The sequence below is a fragment of the Rhodococcus sp. GA1 genome (genome assembly GCF_024321955.1).
Classification (GTDB): Bacteria; Actinomycetota; Actinomycetes; order Mycobacteriales; family Mycobacteriaceae; genus Rhodococcus; species Rhodococcus pyridinivorans.
This window is the reverse complement of the sequence record NZ_CP097186.1, coordinates 4,432,986-4,450,204: the sequence shown is the minus strand read 5'-3', so window position 1 is coordinate 4,450,204 and position 17,219 is coordinate 4,432,986. Positions and strand designations below refer to the sequence as shown.

17 protein-coding genes, 1 other RNA gene and 1 pseudogene are annotated in these 17,219 nt (G+C 68.6%); 12 read left to right on the top strand and 7 right to left on the bottom strand.

The window, feature by feature from the left end; genetic code table 11:
* Positions 1–19 precede the first annotated feature (19 nt).
* The 3 genes from M3330_RS20800 (at position 20) to pip (ending at position 4,197) form a co-directional block, all read left to right on the top strand.
* Positions 20–2,722 carry a cation-transporting P-type ATPase gene (locus M3330_RS20800; RefSeq protein ID WP_006554419.1) on the top strand — a complete coding sequence of 901 codons (2,703 nt, stop codon included), beginning with the start codon at positions 20–22 and terminating at the stop codon, positions 2,720–2,722.
* A gap of 71 nt (positions 2,723–2,793) precedes the next feature.
* A complete protein-coding gene (locus M3330_RS20795) occupies positions 2,794–3,234 on the top strand; it encodes a hypothetical protein (RefSeq protein WP_039585239.1) in 441 nt (146 codons plus the stop codon).
* 3 nt (positions 3,235–3,237) lie between these two features.
* Positions 3,238–4,197 carry a prolyl aminopeptidase gene (gene pip / locus M3330_RS20790; protein WP_039585164.1) on the top strand — a complete coding sequence of 320 codons (960 nt, stop codon included), beginning with the start codon at positions 3,238–3,240 and terminating at the stop codon, positions 4,195–4,197.
* Between the two features lie 6 nt (positions 4,198–4,203).
* Here pip and M3330_RS20785 read toward each other — a convergent pair whose 3' ends face one another.
* The 4 genes from M3330_RS20785 to rnpB form a co-directional block, all read right to left on the bottom strand.
* The gene (locus M3330_RS20785; RefSeq protein WP_255026209.1) at positions 4,204–4,743 is read right to left on the bottom strand and encodes a CHAP domain-containing protein; all 540 of its coding nucleotides are present in this window, start codon (positions 4,741–4,743) and stop codon (positions 4,204–4,206) included.
* Between the two features lie 52 nt (positions 4,744–4,795).
* The gene (locus tag M3330_RS20780) at positions 4,796–6,205 is read right to left on the bottom strand and encodes an RNB domain-containing ribonuclease (RefSeq protein WP_255026207.1); all 1,410 of its coding nucleotides are present in this window, start codon (positions 6,203–6,205) and stop codon (positions 4,796–4,798) included.
* A gap of 43 nt (positions 6,206–6,248) precedes the next feature.
* The gene (locus M3330_RS20775; RefSeq protein ID WP_006554424.1) at positions 6,249–6,431 is read right to left on the bottom strand and encodes a hypothetical protein; all 183 of its coding nucleotides are present in this window, start codon (positions 6,429–6,431) and stop codon (positions 6,249–6,251) included.
* A gap of 268 nt (positions 6,432–6,699) precedes the next feature.
* Positions 6,700–7,107, bottom strand: an RNA gene (rnpB, locus tag M3330_RS20770) — RNase P RNA component class A.
* A 55-nt stretch (positions 7,108–7,162) separates the two neighbouring features.
* On the opposite strand from rnpB, the gene M3330_RS20765 reads away from it, so the two are divergent.
* From M3330_RS20765 to M3330_RS20755, 3 genes and pseudogenes are all read left to right on the top strand, one after another.
* Positions 7,163–7,684 carry a DUF1697 domain-containing protein gene (locus M3330_RS20765; RefSeq protein ID WP_255026202.1) on the top strand — a complete coding sequence of 174 codons (522 nt, stop codon included), beginning with the start codon at positions 7,163–7,165 and terminating at the stop codon, positions 7,682–7,684.
* A gap of 362 nt (positions 7,685–8,046) precedes the next feature.
* Positions 8,047–8,153 (top strand): annotated as a pseudogene (locus tag M3330_RS24555) (lipase family protein); the annotation flags it as partial.
* Positions 8,154–8,272: 119 nt separating this feature from the next.
* Complete coding sequence (locus tag M3330_RS20755) at positions 8,273–8,674, top strand: lipase family protein (RefSeq protein ID WP_255026200.1); 402 nt, start codon at positions 8,273–8,275, stop codon at positions 8,672–8,674.
* Here M3330_RS20755 and M3330_RS20750 read toward each other — a convergent pair.
* The 3 genes from M3330_RS20750 to M3330_RS20740 form a co-directional block, all read right to left on the bottom strand.
* A complete protein-coding gene (locus tag M3330_RS20750) occupies positions 8,652–9,812 on the bottom strand; it encodes a bifunctional RNase H/acid phosphatase (protein WP_064852527.1) in 1,161 nt (386 codons plus the stop codon). The genes M3330_RS20755 and M3330_RS20750 overlap by 23 nt on opposite strands.
* A complete protein-coding gene (locus M3330_RS20745) occupies positions 9,809–10,546 on the bottom strand; it encodes a zinc ribbon domain-containing protein (RefSeq protein WP_006554428.1) in 738 nt (245 codons plus the stop codon). The genes M3330_RS20750 and M3330_RS20745 overlap by 4 nt, the downstream gene beginning before the upstream one ends.
* Positions 10,547–10,620: 74 nt before the next feature.
* A complete protein-coding gene (locus tag M3330_RS20740) occupies positions 10,621–11,763 on the bottom strand; it encodes a Nif3-like dinuclear metal center hexameric protein (RefSeq protein ID WP_024101326.1) in 1,143 nt (380 codons plus the stop codon).
* Between the two features lie 81 nt (positions 11,764–11,844).
* Between M3330_RS20740 and M3330_RS20735 the strand changes: the two genes are divergently transcribed.
* From M3330_RS20735 to M3330_RS20710, 6 genes are all read left to right on the top strand, one after another.
* A complete protein-coding gene (locus M3330_RS20735; RefSeq protein ID WP_006554430.1) occupies positions 11,845–12,543 on the top strand; it encodes an HAD hydrolase-like protein in 699 nt (232 codons plus the stop codon).
* Complete coding sequence (locus M3330_RS20730; RefSeq protein WP_303627219.1) at positions 12,533–13,003, top strand: low molecular weight protein-tyrosine-phosphatase; 471 nt, start codon at positions 12,533–12,535, stop codon at positions 13,001–13,003. Before M3330_RS20735 ends, M3330_RS20730 begins: the two co-directional genes overlap by 11 nt.
* A 28-nt stretch (positions 13,004–13,031) precedes the next feature.
* Positions 13,032–13,868 (top strand): SURF1 family protein, encoded by an 837-nt coding sequence (locus M3330_RS20725; RefSeq protein WP_037216851.1) that lies wholly within the window; start codon positions 13,032–13,034, stop codon positions 13,866–13,868.
* Positions 13,865–14,266: a DUF5655 domain-containing protein gene (locus M3330_RS20720; RefSeq protein WP_255026194.1), complete on the top strand. Its 402-nt coding sequence runs from the start codon at positions 13,865–13,867 to the stop codon at positions 14,264–14,266. The genes M3330_RS20725 and M3330_RS20720 overlap by 4 nt, the downstream gene beginning before the upstream one ends.
* Positions 14,267–14,301: 35 nt before the next feature.
* Positions 14,302–15,030 (top strand): CBS domain-containing protein, encoded by a 729-nt coding sequence (locus M3330_RS20715; protein WP_255026193.1) that lies wholly within the window; start codon positions 14,302–14,304, stop codon positions 15,028–15,030.
* Between the two features lie 589 nt (positions 15,031–15,619).
* Positions 15,620–16,609: a DNA-processing protein DprA gene (locus M3330_RS20710; RefSeq protein WP_255026191.1), complete on the top strand. Its 990-nt coding sequence runs from the start codon at positions 15,620–15,622 to the stop codon at positions 16,607–16,609.
* Positions 16,610–17,219 lie beyond the last annotated feature (610 nt).

Here is a 17,219-nt window from a genome sequence, read left to right as displayed (position 1 = left end):
ACTGAGTAAAATTTCGGTAATGAGCCACCCCTGGCACGCACTCGATTCCGGTGACACGCTCGCCCGGCTCGAGACCACCGAAGCGGGACTGACCACGGCCGAGGCGACCCGCCGGCGGGAGCTGTACGGACCCAATGCGCTGCCCGCTCCCCGCTCGGATCGCTGGTGGTGGCGACTGCTGCGACAGTTCCACAACGTCCTGCTGTACGTGATGATGGCGGCCGCTGTCGTCACCGCGTTCCTGGGCCACTGGATAGACACGGCAGTCCTGATGGGTGCCGTGATCGTGAACGCGCTCATCGGTTTCGTCCAGGAGGGTCGCGCCGCGTCCGCGCTCGACTCGATCCGTGCCATGCTCGCGCCCCGGACGCGGGTCCACCGCGACGGCCGGATCGTCGACATCCCCGCGGCAGATCTCGTGCCGGGCGACGTGGTGCGCCTCGCCTCCGGCGACCGCGTCCCCGCCGACCTGCGGATCCTGAGCTCGCGTGAGCTGCGCATCGACGAGGCGGCCCTGACCGGTGAATCCGTGCCCGTCGCCAAGACACCGGACCCGGTCGACGCCGACACCGAACTCGGCGACCGCAGATCGACGTGCTTCACCGGCACCGTCGCGGTTTTCGGCCAGGGTGACGGCGTGGTGATCGCGACCGGCTCCGACACCGAACTCGGCCGCATCAATGCCCTGTTGTCGGGTGTCGACCGCGCGGCCACACCGTTGCTCGAGCAGATCGGCCGCTTCGGCCGTTGGCTGGCGGCGGTCATCCTCCTCGCGTCCGCCGTGACCTTCGCGCTCGGTGTCGTGTGGCGCGGCGAGAGCCCGGCGGAGATGTTCACCCTCGTGGTCGCGTTGGCCGCCTCCGCGATCCCCGAGGGACTCCCGGCCGTGATGACCGTGGCCCTGTCCCTCGGCGTGCAACGCATGGCCCGGCGCAACGCCGTCATCCGGCGCCTTCCTGCCGTCGAGACCCTCGGCTCGGTGACGGTGATCTGCTCCGACAAGACGGGCACGTTGACCCGCAACGAGATGACCGTGCAGAAGGTCGTGTGTGCGCACCGCACCGTCGAGGTGGGCGGTGTCGGTTACGCGCCGATCGGTTCGATCATCGCCGCCGAGAGTGGCGATCCGGTCGATCCGCACACCGACCCGGCACTCGATCTGGCCGTCCGCGCCGGTGTCCTGTGCAACGACACCGAGGTGGTCGAGGAGGACGGCGTGTGGGAGGTGCACGGCAACCCCACCGAGGCAGCGCTCGTCGTCCTCGGCCGCAAGGCCGGCCTGCCCACCGCGGCGGCCCACGAGCGGTGGCCGCGCCTCGATGTCGTCCCGTTCGAATCCGAACACAAGTTCATGGCGACCCTGCACCCGCACGACGACGGTCGCCGCGAACGCATCCTGCTCAAGGGCGCCCCGGAGCGGGTCCTCGTCGCCTGCACCGGCCAGCTCGGCGCCGACGGCGTGGTACGCCCCGTCGACGAGGCCTACTGGACCCGCCGCGCCGACGAGATCGCGGCCCAGGGCCTGCGCGTGCTGGCCCTCGCGTTCCGCGACCGCGAACCGGAGGACGGCGTGCTCGCCTTCGAAGACGCCCGGCACGACTTCACGATGCTCGCTCTGGTCGGCATCATCGACCCGCCGCGCGAGGAGGCGATCACGGCGGTGCGCGAATGCCACCGCGCCGGGATCACGGTGAAGATGATCACCGGTGACCACGCCGCCACCGCCGCCGAGATCGGGGCGCAGATGGGTCTCGGCACGGGTTCGCGGGCGATGACCGGCGCCGAGATCGAGACCCTCGACGATGCGGAACTGCGCCGGGTCGTCGCGGAGACGGACATCTTCGCGCGCACCAGTCCCGAGCACAAACTCCGTCTGGTGCGCGCCCTGCAGGCCGGCGGTCACGTCGTGGCGATGACCGGCGACGGTGTGAACGACGCGCCGGCGCTTGCGCGGGCCGACGTCGGGGTCGCGATGGGCATGACCGGAACCGAGGCCGCCAAGGAAGCGGCCGACGTCGTTCTCGCCGACGACAATTTCGCGAGCATCGCCGCCGCAGTCCGCGAGGGCCGCGGCGTCTACGACAACCTGAAGAAGTTCGTCCTCTTCATGCTGCCCACCAACGGCGGTGAGGCGCTGGTGGTCGTCGCCGCCATCCTCTTCCAGCTCACCCTGCCGCTCACACCCGCGCAGGTGCTGTGGATCAACCTCGCCACCGTCAGCACCCTCGGTCTGGCGCTCGCGTTCGAACCGACGGAGAAGTCGGTCATGCTCCGCAGGCCGCGACCGCCCGGGGAATCACTGCTGTCCCGCTTCTTCGTCTGGCGCGTGGTGATGGTGTCGGTGCTGATGATGGTCGGCTCGCTCGGCCTGTTCCTGTGGGAACTCGACCGCGGTGCACCGGTGGAGGTCGCGCGCACGCTCGCGGTGGACGCGATCGTCGTGGCCGAGATGTTCTACCTGCTCAACAGCCGCCGCATCCGCGACACGGTCCTCACCCGCGACGGGCTGTTCGGGAACCGGTACGTGCTTGCTGCGATCGCGGCGTGCGCCGCGTTGCAACTGTTGTTCACCTACGCCCCGTTCATGCAGGCGATCTTCGGGTCCGCCGCGATCTCGTGGGCGGACTGGGGCAAGGTGCTCGCGGCGGGCCTGCTGGTGTTCGTCGTCGCCGAGTTCGAGAAGTGGGTGGTCCGGCGCCTGCGACCGGCACCCGTGTCCTGACCGCCGACGGCCCCGTCCCCGGCCGGTGGCAGACTCGACGACGATCCGACCGTACGACCCGTGAGGTGTCCATGCAGATCCGCTCCAGTCTCGTTCCCGCCGTCGCCGTCGCGCTGGCAGGTGTTCTCGCGGCGTGCGCGCCGGCCCAGGACCCGGCGCCGACCGGCACGTCCACCGAGTCCCCGGTGACGACGGAAACGACATCGGCTGCGGGATCGAGCCCCGCGGAGGCCGGAGCGGGTGGCTTCACCGAGGCGCAGACCGCCGACCTGTGTGCTCGTCTCGAAGGTCAGTTGTCGAACTGGCGCACCTACACCCCGTCGGTGGGTCGCGGCGGCCTCAACATCCTCGTCGGTGAATGGGGTGCGGCGAACGGTGTCGATCTCGTCGTGCTCGCGGGCGACCGGGGCCGCATCGACGCGGCGACCTCCTCGCAGTGCCCGCAGGTGCGCGAGGAGGCCCTGCGCGGCCTCGACATTCCCGATCTCGCGTCGGGTCTCGTCGGGTTCTGACCCGTGGAGCGACGCGAACTGTATCCGCCGATCGAGCCGCACGAGACGGGCATGCTCGACGTCGGTGACGGCCAGCAGCTGTACTGGGAGGTCAGCGGCAACCCGCAAGGCAAGCCCGTGGTCTTCCTCCACGGTGGTCCGGGTGGCGGCACCGCACCCCTGCACCGGCGCTTCTTCGATCCGGGCGCCTACCGGATCGTGTTGTTCGACCAGCGCGGCTGCGGCCGGTCGCAGCCCCACGTGGCCGACGGCGCCGATCTGTCGGTCAACACGACCGACCATCTGGTCGCCGACATCGAGCGGCTGCGCACCTTCCTCGGTGTGGACCGGTGGATGGTCTTCGGCGGGTCGTGGGGCTCGACGCTCGCCCTCGCCTACGCCCAGCGGCACCCCGAGCACGTCACCGAACTCGTCCTGCGCGGGATCTTCCTGCTGCGCCGCAGCGAGATCGACTGGTACTACAACGGCGGCGCCGGGCAGCTGTTCCCTGAGGCGTGGGAAGGATTCTGTGCCCCGCTCGCCACCACTGGGCCCGGCGAGCATCCCGTGGACGTCTACCACCGCCTGCTGCACTCGACCGATCCGGACGTCGCCCTGAACGCGGCGATCGCGTGGTCCACCTGGGAGGGCGCCACGAGTTCACTGCTGCCGAACCCGGATCGCGTCGCGGAGACGGCCGAACCCCGGTTCGCGTTGGCCTTCGCTCGTATCGAGAACCACTACTTCCACCACCGTGGCTTCTTCGACGAGGGGGCACTCCTGCGCGACGCGCATCTGCTGCGCGACATCCCGGGCGTGATTGTGCAGGGCCGCTACGACGTGGTGTGCCCGACGCGCAGCGCGCACGACCTGCACGAGGCGTGGCCGTTCTCCCGCCTGCACATCGTCGACGACGCGGGCCATGCGGCGACCGAACCGGGAATCGTGCACCGGCTCGTCGAGGCCACCGACACCTTCCGCTGACCCGGATCAGCCCGGCAACCGCCCGAAGCCGACCACGGCGTCGTCCCCGGTCACGTCGAGTTCGTGGACGCGGATGCGGCCCATCTCGTTTCCGCCGACGGTGATCGCGGAATCACCGTCGACGGCGACGACGATGTTCGTGTGCTCGCGCTGACCGACACCGATCCTGTTGTGGTACAGCACCACATCGCCGACCTCCGGCCGGTACCCCGTGCCCGCCGGTTCGTAGCGGTCGGCTTGCTCGTAGAACTCACCGAGCGTGAACACGCCGGGGATCCGCCAGTGGCCCGAATGCGGATTGGACAGCGGCACACCGGCTTCCCGCATGATCCAGCTGACGAAGTCGGCGCACCACGGTTCGCGGACATCCTCCGAGTAGAACGTGCCGGGATTCTGCGCCTCGTGCTGCTCCTCGAGCAGTTCGACGATCCGCACCTGCGTCGGTGTCAACGCCGACGTGTCGATCTCGGGGAACGACGCACTGTCCCAGGGGAACAGCCGGTTCGGCAGGATCCACCACACGAGCACCGCGAGCGCCGCGCACAACGCGACCGCGACGGCGAGGACGGCAGCGACCGGACGTCGCCGCCGCGTGGTCTCACCGGTCCTGGTCGAAGCGGATCTTGCGGGCCTGCGGGTCGGCGAGGGTGAGCCGCACCCGCACGGTGCTGCCCTCCTCGGGTGCCCCGCCGCACGGGCCGATGACGGTCTCGGAGGCGACGAACACCTCGGCGTCATGCCGGTCGGTGGCTTCCTTCAGCACCGTCGCCTCGAAGGTCTCCCCCACTCGCGGCGCGAGCACGACGGCCTCGGTCAGGTCGATGCACGCCCGGTTCACCTTGCCGGCGAGCGAATCGGTCGACGACATGATCTTCGGCATCGCGGACAGTTCGGCGCGCACCGCCTCCGGGACGGGCAGGCCCGACGACACCGCGAGGCACACCTCGGTGGCGTATCGGTCGGACAACCGGCGCAACGGCGCGGTGACATGCGCGTAGGGCGCGCCGATCGCTCCGTGCAGGATGGTCTCGGGCAGTTCACCGTCGAAGGCGGCGTAGGACGCCCCGCGCAGTAGCGTCGGCGCTTCGCTCATCAACACGAGCGTGCGCGGATCGTGGGCGTCGAGTCCGGCGAGGAAGGACCCGACTCCCATCTCCGGCGGCCACGGCACGTCCAACGACCGAGCGGTGCGACGCAGCCCGTCGACCGCCGCGGGATCGGCGGCGGGAAGGGTGCGCAGCAGACCGACCCCGGCGTCGATCATCATCTGCGCGGCGCACATTCCGGTGAGCAGCGAGATCTCGGAGTTCCACTCGTCGGCCTCGGTCCGCGGTTCGATCTGCAGCCTCCAGCCGTCGCCGTGCGGCACGACGTCCTGCGTGGGCAGACGCAGTTCGATCGCGCCGCGCGCGAGCGCCGCGGCCGAGCGCAACCGGCCGAAGTCGGGCAACGCCTCGACGGACGGATGCAACCTGTCCGCGTCGGCGTCGCGCTGCACTCCGGCGTAGTCCATGCGCGCGACCGACCGGACGAGCGCACGCCGCACGCTCACCGCGACGGGCTCCCCGCCGTGGTCGGTCTCGATCCGCCACAGCGCCGCGGGGCGGACGACGTCCGGCAGCAGGCTCGCCGTGCCCTCGGACACTTCGCGTGGATGCAGCGGAACCGAGCCGTCGGGCAGGTAGAAGGTCTGCCCGCGACGATGTGTCTCGGCGTCGAGAGCGCCGCCCGGTTCGACGAGTGCGTACACGTCGGCGATCGCGTAGTGCAGCACGAAACCGTCGTCGGTGCGTTCGAGGTGCAGCGCCTGATCGAGATCCATCGATCCGGGTGGGTCGATGGTCACGAGCGGCAGGTCGGTGCGGTCCTCGCGGACGTCCGCGTAGCGGTCGGCCGCCTGCCGTGCCTCGTCGAGGGCATCCGACGGGAAGCCGTCGACGAGGTCGAATTCGGCGCGCACGTCGGCGAAGTCGATCGCCGGCGCGACGACGATGGGAGTGGTCACCACGATGCTCGGGAACTCCTGCGGTTCCGGGTGCTCGTCGTCGAACTCAACCGTTCTTCCAGTCGTCGTCGGCGGCGTCGGCCGCCTTGTTCCGCTCTGCCGCGATCTCCAGCGCCCGCTGAGCGGTCTCCCGATCCGGGTAGGGCCCCATGCGGTTGAGGGCGTGCGGATCCTTGCCCTGGGAGACCTTCCCCGTACGCACGTCGTAGTACCAGCCGTCGTCGCTCATGGTCTCAGTGTGCCCGAACGACGTCCTCGTGTACGGGCAACCCGTCGGCGGGCGTGGCGCGGTACTGTCGGGCCGCACACATGTGCTCGATGTCCGAACGCGCATGTGCTCGATGTCCGAACGAAGGAGCACGCCATGTCCTACATCCTCTACGACGCGTTGCTGCCCTGGCTGGGTCCGGATGCGGCCTCCTACTGGGCGCACCTGCTGGTCATCGATCCGATCTGACCCGACCGGTAGCAACGCGGTGGGATCGGGAGACGCCGGGCGAACGAGCCGGCCTGTAAGCCGGATCCTGTCCCCCGCCGAAACGGGGTGGCGACCATCCATCTGGGCACACCGTCGCCGGGTACCTCGAGCGGTTCACCCGCAGGCTCGGGCGAGCAGCCCTCGAACACCTGCGCAGCCGCACCGCACGCGATGCGACCTTCAACCTTGCTCCGGGCGGGGTTTACCTAGCCGCCCCGGTCACCCGGGGCGCTGGTGCGCTCTTACCGCACCCTTTCACCCTTACCTGCCGTACGGCAGGCGGTTTGCTTTCTGTGGCACTGTCCCGCGAGTCACCTCGGGTTGCCGTTAGCAACCGCCCTGCTCTGTGGAGTCCGGACTTTCCTCGATTCAGGGCCTGGCCCCATCCGGTACCGGTTCCCTGCTCCGCGGCCGCCCGGCCGACTCGTTCGCTCGACCAGACTATCCCGCGGCGTATCGGCGCCGCCAACTACGGTGCACTCATGACGCGACTCGTGGCCCTGCTCCGCGGAATCAACGTCGGCGGCATCCGCATCCGGATGGCCGATCTGAAGAAGGTCTTCGTCGGCCTCGGCTTCGAGAACGTCCGCACCGTACTCGCGTCCGGCAACGTGCTCTTCGACTCCGAGGACGACCCCGCCACCGCGAAGGCCCGGATCGAGGCCGCACTCACCGAGCGGTTCGGTTACGAGGCCTACACCTTCGTCGTCGAGCAGTCGTATCTCGCGCGGGTCGTCGAGGCGTATCCCTTCGACGACGCACGCGCCGACCGGCATTCGTACGTCGTGTTCGTCTCCGATCCCGCCGTACTCGAATCGCTGGCCACCCTGTCGGACGATCTCGATCCGAATCTCGAGTGCATCGAGGTAGGCAAGAGGGTCCTCTACTGGCAGGTCGTGAAGGGCTCGACGCTCGACAGTGCCGTGGGGAAACAGTCGGGTTCGGCCCGGAACAAGGCGACGACGACCGTCCGGAACCTCAACACGCTGCGTCGACTGGCCTGACAGGGCACGTCGCCGGCCATCGCACCTGCGTACAGACTGCAGGTAGCGTCCCTCCTCGACATTCGGCCCGCCGGAAGGTCCAGGATGCGCAGACGCACCGGAGCATTCGCCTCGATCGCCGCGGCTGCACTCCTCGCGACCACACCGACGGTGGAGACCGCCGAGTCCGATACCGACTTCTACACGTCCCCTCCGGCCTTCGAGACGGCGCCGCTCGGCGACGTCCTGCGCACCGCATCGTCGGTCGCCGCCGTCGTCCCGAAAACCCCAACCGTCCTCGACGCGGCCGTCACCCGCTTGATGTACCGAGCGGTCTCGACCCCGACGGCCCGATCGCGTTCTGGGGATATTCGCAGGGCGGCATGGTATCCGCCTCGGCCGCCGAACTCGCCGCGACGTACGCCCCGAACTGTCGGTGGTCGGCGCCGTGGCCGGTTCACCGCCCGCCGACCTGGGCGACCTCGCCGTAGCCGGCGACGGATCCCTGCTCTCCGGCGGGATCGGTTGGGTCGTCGACGGTTTCATCTCGGCGACGAGCCGTGGGCGTCGCTGGTCGCCGAGCAGCAACTCAGCAACCGCGCCCCGGCAATGCCGGTCTTCGTGGCGCAGAGCACGGGCGACGACCTCGTGCTCGTCCAAGGGGTCGACCCCATGGTCGACGAGTGGTGCTCGGCCGGCGCCGACGTCACCTACCGCCGCTACGACGTCGGACCCGTTCTGACGAAGACCGGGACGGGCCATCTGATCGGCATGTTCCCGGCCGTCGTCGAAGGCCTCGACTGGCTCGATCAGCGGTTCTCCGGCCGGGAATCCCAGTCCGACTGCACCGCCCGACATCCCGCCGGAAGAATTTCTCGGGACCGTGTAACACCCTCAGTCGGCCGACAGATAGACCTGATGAGTGGCCGCGCAGGCAACCCCCCGACATGTCTGCGCGGCCACTTGTCGTTTCGCGACCGCTACGGGTTCACAGGTGCGAGGTGTCGTTGACGAGCCGCACGGACGAGCCGCCGTCCGCGTAGAACTCGGCGATGCTGAGCGACGCGAGATCCAGGTGCAGGCGGTACAGCAGCGACGGGCCGGACTCGAGCGCCATCTGCAGGAACGTCTTGATGGGCGTGACGTGCGAGACGACCAGCACGGTCGAGCCGGCGTAGTCGGTCAGCAGGTCGTCGCGCACCGAGGCGATCCGCTTGGCGACCTCGTCGAAGCTCTCGCCGTTCGGGGGTCGCACGGAGGTGTCGCCGAGCCAGCGGCGGTGCAGTTCGGGATCGCGACGCGCGGCCTCGGCGAAGGTGAGACCCTCCCAGTCGCCGAAATCCGTCTCGATCAGCCCGTCGTGCACCGTCACCGGGAGATCGAGGGCGTCGGCGGCCGCAGCGGCCGTCTCCCGCGCTCGCCCCAGCGGTGACGCCAGCACGGCGGTGATCCCGCCGCGGGCACCGAGTCGCCGGGCCGCGGCGACCGCCTGGTCGCGACCGAGTTCGGTCAGCTCCGGGTTGCCCCGCCCCGAGTAGCGACGCTCGACCGACAGCGAGGTCTGCCCGTGACGCAGCAGCAGAAGACGGGTCGGTGACCCGACCGCACCGGTCCAGCCGGGCGAAGCGGGAACTGCCGGGTCGGGCACCGGCACGGCCGGCGGGGTGGCGACGTTCTCGGTCCCCGCATTCGACGGCGCCACGGGACGCGTCACAGTGTCGGACGCGACGTCCAGCAGCGCTTCGGCCGCCGCGTCCATCGCGGCGTTGGCCAGCCGGTCGGCGTGGGCGTTCTCCGCACGCGGGATCCACGTGAAGTCGACACTGCGGAACCGGCCGGCGAGCTCACGTGCCTGCGCGGCCAGCGGGATCATGTCGGCATGTTTGACCTGCCACCGTCCGCTCATCTGCTCGACGACGAGCTTGGAATCCATGCGGACGTGCACCTCGTCGGCGCCGAGCTCGGCGGCGGCCGTGAGACCGGCGATCAGACCCTTGTACTCGGCGACGTTGTTCGTCGCGCGCCCGATGCTCGCCTGGCGTTCGGCGAGGACGGTCCGATGGTCGGCATCGAAGACCACGGCACCGTAACCGGCCGGTCCGGGATTCCCGCGAGAACCACCGTCCGCTTCGACGACGACCGTCGTCACAGTCCGGATTCCTTGGTGCGAACCAGGATCGCGTCGCACTCCGGGCACCGGACGAGCAGATCGGCAGGTGCGGCGGCGATCCGGGCGATCTCACCGCGGTCCAGTTCGAGACGGCACGCGCCGCAGCGGCGGGCCTGCAGCAGTGCGGCGCCGATGCCGGACTTCTCGCGCTGCTTCTCGTAGAGCGTCACCAGTTCCGTAGGAAAGACGGCGAGCAGTGCCTCGCGGTCGCTGCGGCACCGCTGCTCGGCCACCTCGATGTCGGCGAGCGCCTCGTCGCGGGCCCGGACGGCGTCGCCGAGCTGGTCGTCGACCTGCGAGACCCGCGCACCGGCGTGGTCGTGGTCGGCCTTCGACGCCTCACGACGCTCCATGACCTCGAGCAGATCGTCCTCGAGTGCCGCCTGGCGACGCTCGAGGCTGGTGAGCTCGTGCTGCAGTTCGGTGAGCTGCTTCGATCCCACCGAGCCGCTCTGGAGCATCGACCGGTCGCGGTCGGCGCGCATGCGCACGGCCTCGATCTCGCCCTCGAGCTTCCGGATGTCCCGGTCGAGGTCGTCGAGGATGATCTCGACGGCCACCGCGGCGTCCTTGCGCGCGTTGCGCTCGGTCTGCAAGCGGTCCACCTCCTGCTGTTCGGGCAGTGTCCGACGGCGATGCGCGAGGCGGTTCAGCTCTGCGTCCACGGCGGCGAGGGACAGCAGCTTGGCCTGCACGGTGGGTTCGACGTTCACTCGGGTGGTTCCTGCTTTCGATGGTGTGTCGGTGGACCGGGAGTCGGCGGCCACGCGGGACGTGTCGTAGCTGATTACCGTACCGCGCCCGCCGCGGTCGTCCAGGGATCGGTGCGCAACTCGCTGACCCGCGCCTGCCAGCCGTCCCGATCGGCGAACGCCCTATCGAGGACGTCGCGGGCCTGCGCGCACCACGGGTACTCGCTCGCCCAGTGCGCGACGTCCACCAGCGCGGGACCCCCGGCGCGCAGATGCTCGTCGGCGGGATGGTGCCGCAGGTCGGCGGTGACGTAGACGTCGACCCCCTGCGCGGTGGCGAGCCCGAGGAAAGAATCACCGGATCCGCCGCACACCGCCACGGTCCGCACCGGCCGGTCGGGGTCGCCCGCACCGCGCACACCCCATTCGGTGGCCGGCAGCGCGGCGGCGACGTCGGCGGTGAACTCGCGCAACGTGCGGGTCTGCGGCAGCTCCCCCACCCGGCCGAGCCCGCGATCGCTCGGCAGGTCGGCGAGTTCGATGATGTCGAAGGCCGGTTCCTCGTACGGGTGCGCGTCGCGCAGGGCCGCGAGTACCGCCGCGCGCGACCGGCGCGGCGCGATGACCTCGATCCGGTCCTCGGGGACGCGTTCGAGGTCGCCGACCGAGCCGACGGCCGGGTCCGCGCCGTCGACCGGGCGGAACTGGCCGGTGCCCGTGGTCGACCAGCAGCATTCGCGGTAGTTGCCGAGGGCACCCGCGCCCGCTGCGAACAGTCCCGCGCGCACCGTGTCGGCGGCGTCGGACGGCACCATCACGACCCACTTGTCGGTCGCGGGTTCGGGCTTGGCCTCGAGCGGTCGCAGGCCGGTCAGGCCCAGCGCCCCGGCGAGGGCGTCCGAGACACCGGGGTTCGCACGGTCGGCGTTGGTGTGCGCGGTGAACAGAGCGCAGCCGCCGCGGATGAGGCGGTGGATCAGCGCGCCCTTGGGGGTGTGCGCGCCCACCGTGTCGACTCCGCGCAGCAGCAGCGGGTGGTGCACCAGCAGCAGTTGCGCGCCCCATTCGATCGCCTCGTCGACGACAGCCGCGGTCGCGTCGACGGCGAGCAGCACCTTGCGCACCGGCTCGTCGGGGTCGCCGGCGACGAGTCCCACCGAGTCCCAGCTCTCCGCCAGCGACGGCGGGTAGGCCGTCTCCAGAACGTCGATCACCTCACGCAGCGTCGCCGCCGTCACGTCCACCTCCAGCCGATCCGCTCTCTCCTACGCGCACGACCCTACGCGGCGGAAGACCGAACGAACGGGGAGAATGGCCCGGTGACCGTTCTCGCTGCCACCCAGCCGCTCGTGCTCCCTGCTCCCGTCGTCCTCTTCGATCTGGACGGCACGCTCACCGATTCCGCGACCGGGGTGATCAACGGGTTCCTCCACGCCGCCGAGACGACCGGCTTCGAGGCACCGGACGGCGACCTGCAGTGGCTGCTCGGACCGCCCATGCGCGACACCCTGCAGAATCTCGGGCTCGACGAGGAGCAGGTCGCTGCGGGACTCGCGGCCTACCGGGACTACTACTCCGCCACCGGCTGGGCGGAGAACGCCGTCTTCGACGGCATCGAAGCAGTGCTCGAGGCCGTCCGTGAGGCAGGTAGCCGCCTGGCGGTGGCGACGTCGAAGTCCCAGACGTTCGCCGAACGGATCCTCGACCACTTCGGTCTGACCGGATACTTCGAGTTCATCGGGGGTGCGAGCGACGACGGCGCCCGGCGGCACAAGTGGGAGGTCGTCGCGCACAGCCTCGCCGCTCTCGGGATCGATCCGCAGGATGCCGAGGCCGGCGGCACGACCGGCGTGGTGATGGTGGGCGACCGCGAGCACGACATCCACGGTGCGGGCCGGTTCGGCATCCCCACGGTCTTCGTCGAGTGGGGTTACGGGACCGAGACCGAGGGTCGTGCGGCGGCGCGGACGACCGCCTCGGTCGAAGAACTGCGGGAGGTGCTCACGGGTGGACGCTGACGACCGCTTCCACGTGACCTTCGTGTGCACCGGCAACATCTGCCGGTCGCCGATGGCCGAGAAGATCTTCGCCGAACACCTGCGCCGGGAAGGACTCGACGAGCGCGTCCGGGTGAGCAGCGCCGGCACGCACGGCTGGCACGTCGGGTCCGAGGCGGATCCGCGCACCGATGCGGTGCTGCAGCGGCACGGTTATCCCACCGGTCACTGCGCGGCGAAGCTCGGTGCCGAGCACCTGGCGGCCGACCTCGTCGTCGCCATGACCACCACTCACGAGCGGGCGCTGGCGCAGCTCGGTGTCCCGTCCGATCGCCGTGTGCTGCTGCGTTCGTTCGATCCCGACGCCGGCGACGATTCCGTGCCCGATCCGTACTACGGCTCTCTCGACGAGTTCGAGCAGGTCCGCGAACAGATCGAAACCGCCGTTCCGGGCCTGCTCGAGCGGGTGCGGCAGCAGTGAGACGCACCTCACCGGCTACCGTGGATCTGTGCGCCGATTGACATTTCTCCTACGCCCCGGCTGGTTGGTCCTGGCACTGGTGGTCGTCGGCTTCGCCTACGCGTGCTTCACGGTCCTCGCGCCGTGGCAGCTGGGCAAGAACACGAGCACCGAGGACCGCAACGGTCGCATCGCTGCGTCGATGGCACAGGATCCGGTTCCCGTCGGTGACCTACTGGGCGGCGACGGTCCGACCATCGAGGACGAGTGGCGCCGTGCGCTCGCGCAGGGCTCCTATCTGCCCGAGTCGGACGTGCTCGTGCGGTTGCGCAGCGTCGAGTCGCAGCCGGCCTACGAGGTGCTGACTCCGTTCGCACTCGATTCCGGCGGAACGATCCTCGTCAACCGCGGGTACGTGCGGCCGGTCCGCGGCACCGAGATCCCCGAGATCCCGCCCGCGCCGTCCGGCCCCGTCACGCTCGACGCGCGCATCCGGATGTCCGAGGGAACGGTCGAGGACAAAGCCCCCTTCGTCGACGACGGCTACCAGCAGGTGTACTTCATCGACGCCCCGCAGGTCGCATCCGTCACCGGTCTCGATCTCGAGGACGTCTACCTGCAGCTCGACGCCGACCAGCCCGGCGGTCTCGGCGTGATCCCGCTCCCCCAGCTCGATTCGGGCCCGTACCTGTCGTACGGCCTGCAGTGGCTGGCGTTCGGGATCATGGCTCCGCTGGGTCTGGGCTATTTCGTGTGGGCCGAGCTGCGGGAGCGTAGGAAGTCCAAGGGTTCGCAAGACGGTGGTGACGCAGCCGAGGCCCCGGCGGAAGCGGCACCGCGCACCGCGAGCGAGAAGCTCGCCGATCGATACGGCCGGCCGCGGTGACCGAGCCGACCACTCTGCCCCGATTCGAGGAGCTCCCGATGTACGCGACCATCGACGACTACCTGGCCGACAAGGATCCGGCCGCCGTCGATGTGTTCCGGCACGTGCGCGCGATGATCCTCGACCTCGGCGGCGACGTCACCGAGCACGTTCACGCGTCGGAGATCTCGTGGTCGCGGGGCCGCCCGTTCGCGGCGGCGTTCGTCTACGCCTCGCGTCTCGAGGTGGCTCTGGATCTGCCGCGGCGCATCCACCACGCGACGCTGCGTGAGGCGTTCCCGAAGAAGGGGACGGTGACGACGCACCGGCTGAGTGTCTCGTCGGTCGACGAACTCGACGACCACTTCGTGGAGTTGCTGAACGTCGCCTACCGCACCGCGGCGGAACCGCGCGACTGACCCCCCACGACTCCCTTCCGCACGAAGGAGACGAGATGGACGAGGTGAGCGGCGCGATCCGGTTCCTGTCCGCCTTCACGGCCATCGAGAACCACTTCAAGTGGCAACTGCAGACGGACGAGGAGCACATGAGCTTCGTCCGGATGGCCAAGGAGTACGCACGGCGCCATCACACACAAGTCGATCTGCCCGCGCTCCGGGCCTTCGCGGACCTGCGCAACGCGCTCGTGCACCAGGACTACTACGGGGGCAAGCCGGTTGCCGATCCGGTCCCGGAGGTCGTCGAGGCGATCGAGAGACTGCGCGACAGGATCATCGATCCGCCGAAGGTGTTGCAGGTCCTGCCGAGGCGGGCACCCGCCGTGTTCGAGACGGACACACCACTGAATCGGGTGCTCGACGAGATCCGACGCCACGACTACTCGCAGTTCCCGATCTACGAGGAAGACACCTATCTCGGGCTGCTGACGACGAACTGCATCGCCCGCTGGCTCGCGCATCGTCTCGCGACAGACGAGATCGTCGAGGGCGAGACCGTCGGAGCGGCCCTGGAGTTCGCCGAACCGCACGAGCGGGCCGCGCACCTGCCCCGCACCATCACGGTGCCGCAGGCGATCAAGAAGCTGTCCCCGCCCGCGGGCGGGCAACTGCCGCCGACGGCGTTGATCGTCACGCACAGCGGCAGCGCGAAGGAACGGCCGCTCATGATCGTCGTCGCCGACGATCTGCCGACGCTCGTCGCGGCAGTGAATACGGGACATTAGATCCGGGTGGATCCGACCCCGCTGAGCGGGGCTCGATCCACCGGAATCGCACATGGGATGGTGGGCGCGGAGGGTTTCGAACCCCCGACCGCTGGTGTGTAAAACGTGCGGTCTCGCGATTTGCTGGATTCAGGCGGATTCACACTCCGATAGATGGATGCCCAGTTGGAGGGCTATTTTTGGCCCTCCAACTGTGTGCCACGATCACCTGTGTCGAGTTCGATGTAGTCCGGTACTGCGGTCTCATTGCGGTCTATGTGAACCTTAACGACGCGCGTACTCGCGGGCGCCTACACGCGCGTACAGGCGCGCGTGGATCGTTCCCAGAGGCACGGGACAACACCATCAGAGAAGCTCAGGGGGGGGTGGCGGGGTGGCGGTACGTTCGTGCTCGTGCAGAGCTAGCCATTCTGCGCTCCACGCGTCCATGCCAAGCTGGCAGCACGCATAACACATCCGCCTTATCGGCTAGATGCTGCACGGTAAGGTGCGTCCGAGTCCTGCTGAGACGGAAGCTGGCGCTGCAGGCAACCGGCGGACAACGCCGGGACCTTGGCAGTTGTCGGTACCGCCTGACAGAATCGAATACGTGTTCGATACGCGAGAGTTGGGAGGTGTTGAGATGGGGCTTTACGGACGCGAGCTGTGGCCTCACGAGCCATACTCCGCCACCGCGAAGGCTTGGGATGACGAGGAACGTGCTGCACTGCTCGCGCTGCTGAGGATGCAGCCCAAGGGAGCTCGCTGGTCAGATGTCGCTGATGCAGTTGCGACAAACGGAAGTGCGCGCGATGTATGGCATGCACGCTATCCGGCTGCGCTACTTGGCGGTGACGAAGACGCCGTGCTTGAACGCGCGCGAGCAGACGTTACTAAGTGGCGCAATGCGCCGTTCGACTTCCATACGTTCATGGACGACTCGTATCCCGAGCAACTCAGGTCCGTGCATCAGATGCCGCCAATTGTGTTCACTCAGGGAAGGCGGGTTCCACGAGAGGTGGCGGTATCGGTAGTTGGGTCTCGGCGGGCGTCACCGGAAGGGGTCCGATTCGCCGATGGATTGGCACGCCAGTTGGCCGAATTTGACGTGACGGTCGTGGCCGGCTTGGCAGAGGGCATCGACACAGTTGCACACGAAGCTGCGCTACGTGCGGGCGGGCGCACAGTTGCTGTTCTCGGCAATGGCATCGAGCGTTCATACCCGGCCAACAATCGTGACCTTCAGCAAGAGATCGCGAAGGATGGAATGCTTCTCTCGCAATTTATGCCGGACTTCTCACCAACCAAATGGTCGTTTCCAGCGCGCAACGCGGTGATGAGCGCATACGGGCTCGCCACGGTGATCGTAGAAGCGACGGAGGTGAGCGGTACCCGCATTCAGGCCCGAGAAGCCGTCAACCACGGACGAGCGGTCATCCTGTCGTGCCGTGTGGTGGAGGCTACAAATTGGGCGAGGCGCTTGATCGGAGAACCAGGCGTTTATGTGGCGAACGACGTCAACGAGGCCATAGAGCAGATCGGTGAAGTAATCGAGGCGGACGCAGCGGTCGAGAGCATTCTGGCAGGGAGCGGATGGTAGAGCTCGTTACAGGTTCCCCCGAGTACTGGCGGAACCTGATGAGAACTCGCGTCGGCGCCTTCTACAGAAACGCATATCCACCCGGAGCGATGGGGGTCTGCGGAGTCTGCAGCGGTCCGGCGAAGAATGAGCTCTGCGCCCCTTGCGCTAGTCAACGTCATACGTTCGGAAACCGACTCGCGGATAGAGTCGTCGTTCTTTTCTATGCGCAGGGTCAGCATCCGGGGCACAAGCACCAGTCGGCGCATGACGTGCAGGCATATAAGTACGAGCTGCCGGTGGCAAAGTGTCGCGACAATCTTTGTTTGACTGCGGGGGTTGCAATCGACCTCCACGGGTCCTGCATCCAGTCGGCGGTGGGTGTCACGTGGGACTCTGTGACTTTTGTACCATCGGCCAAGCGGCCTGGAGTCAGCCACCCGGTTGTGAACATAGCTAAGGCGGTCGCAACCGAAGCAGAGATTGCATCTCGATTCCTGCTCACGGTCAACCCTGAGGCATCGGCGAACCGGGAAGTCGTCCCCGATAGGTTTAGCGTTGCCCCGGAGTACCTCGACAGAGTTGAGGGTTCAAATGTCCTCATCGTGGATGACACTTGGGCAACTGGCGC

Excerpts from the sequence above, each read along its gene's own strand:
- M3330_RS20755 (WP_255026200.1), top strand. The coding sequence starts at position 8,273 with ATGCCGGTCTTCGTGGCGCAGAGCACGGGCGACGACCTCGTGCTCGTC.
- M3330_RS20795 (WP_039585239.1), top strand. The coding sequence starts at position 2,794 with ATGCAGATCCGCTCCAGTCTCGTTCCCGCCGTCGCCGTCGCGCTGGCA.
- M3330_RS20775 (WP_006554424.1), bottom strand. The coding sequence starts at position 6,431 with ATGAGCGACGACGGCTGGTACTACGACGTGCGTACGGGGAAGGTCTCC.
- M3330_RS20765 (WP_255026202.1), top strand. The coding sequence starts at position 7,163 with ATGACGCGACTCGTGGCCCTGCTCCGCGGAATCAACGTCGGCGGCATC.
- M3330_RS20800 (WP_006554419.1), top strand. The coding sequence starts at position 20 with ATGAGCCACCCCTGGCACGCACTCGATTCCGGTGACACGCTCGCCCGG.
- M3330_RS20715 (WP_255026193.1), top strand. The coding sequence starts at position 14,302 with ATGGACGAGGTGAGCGGCGCGATCCGGTTCCTGTCCGCCTTCACGGCC.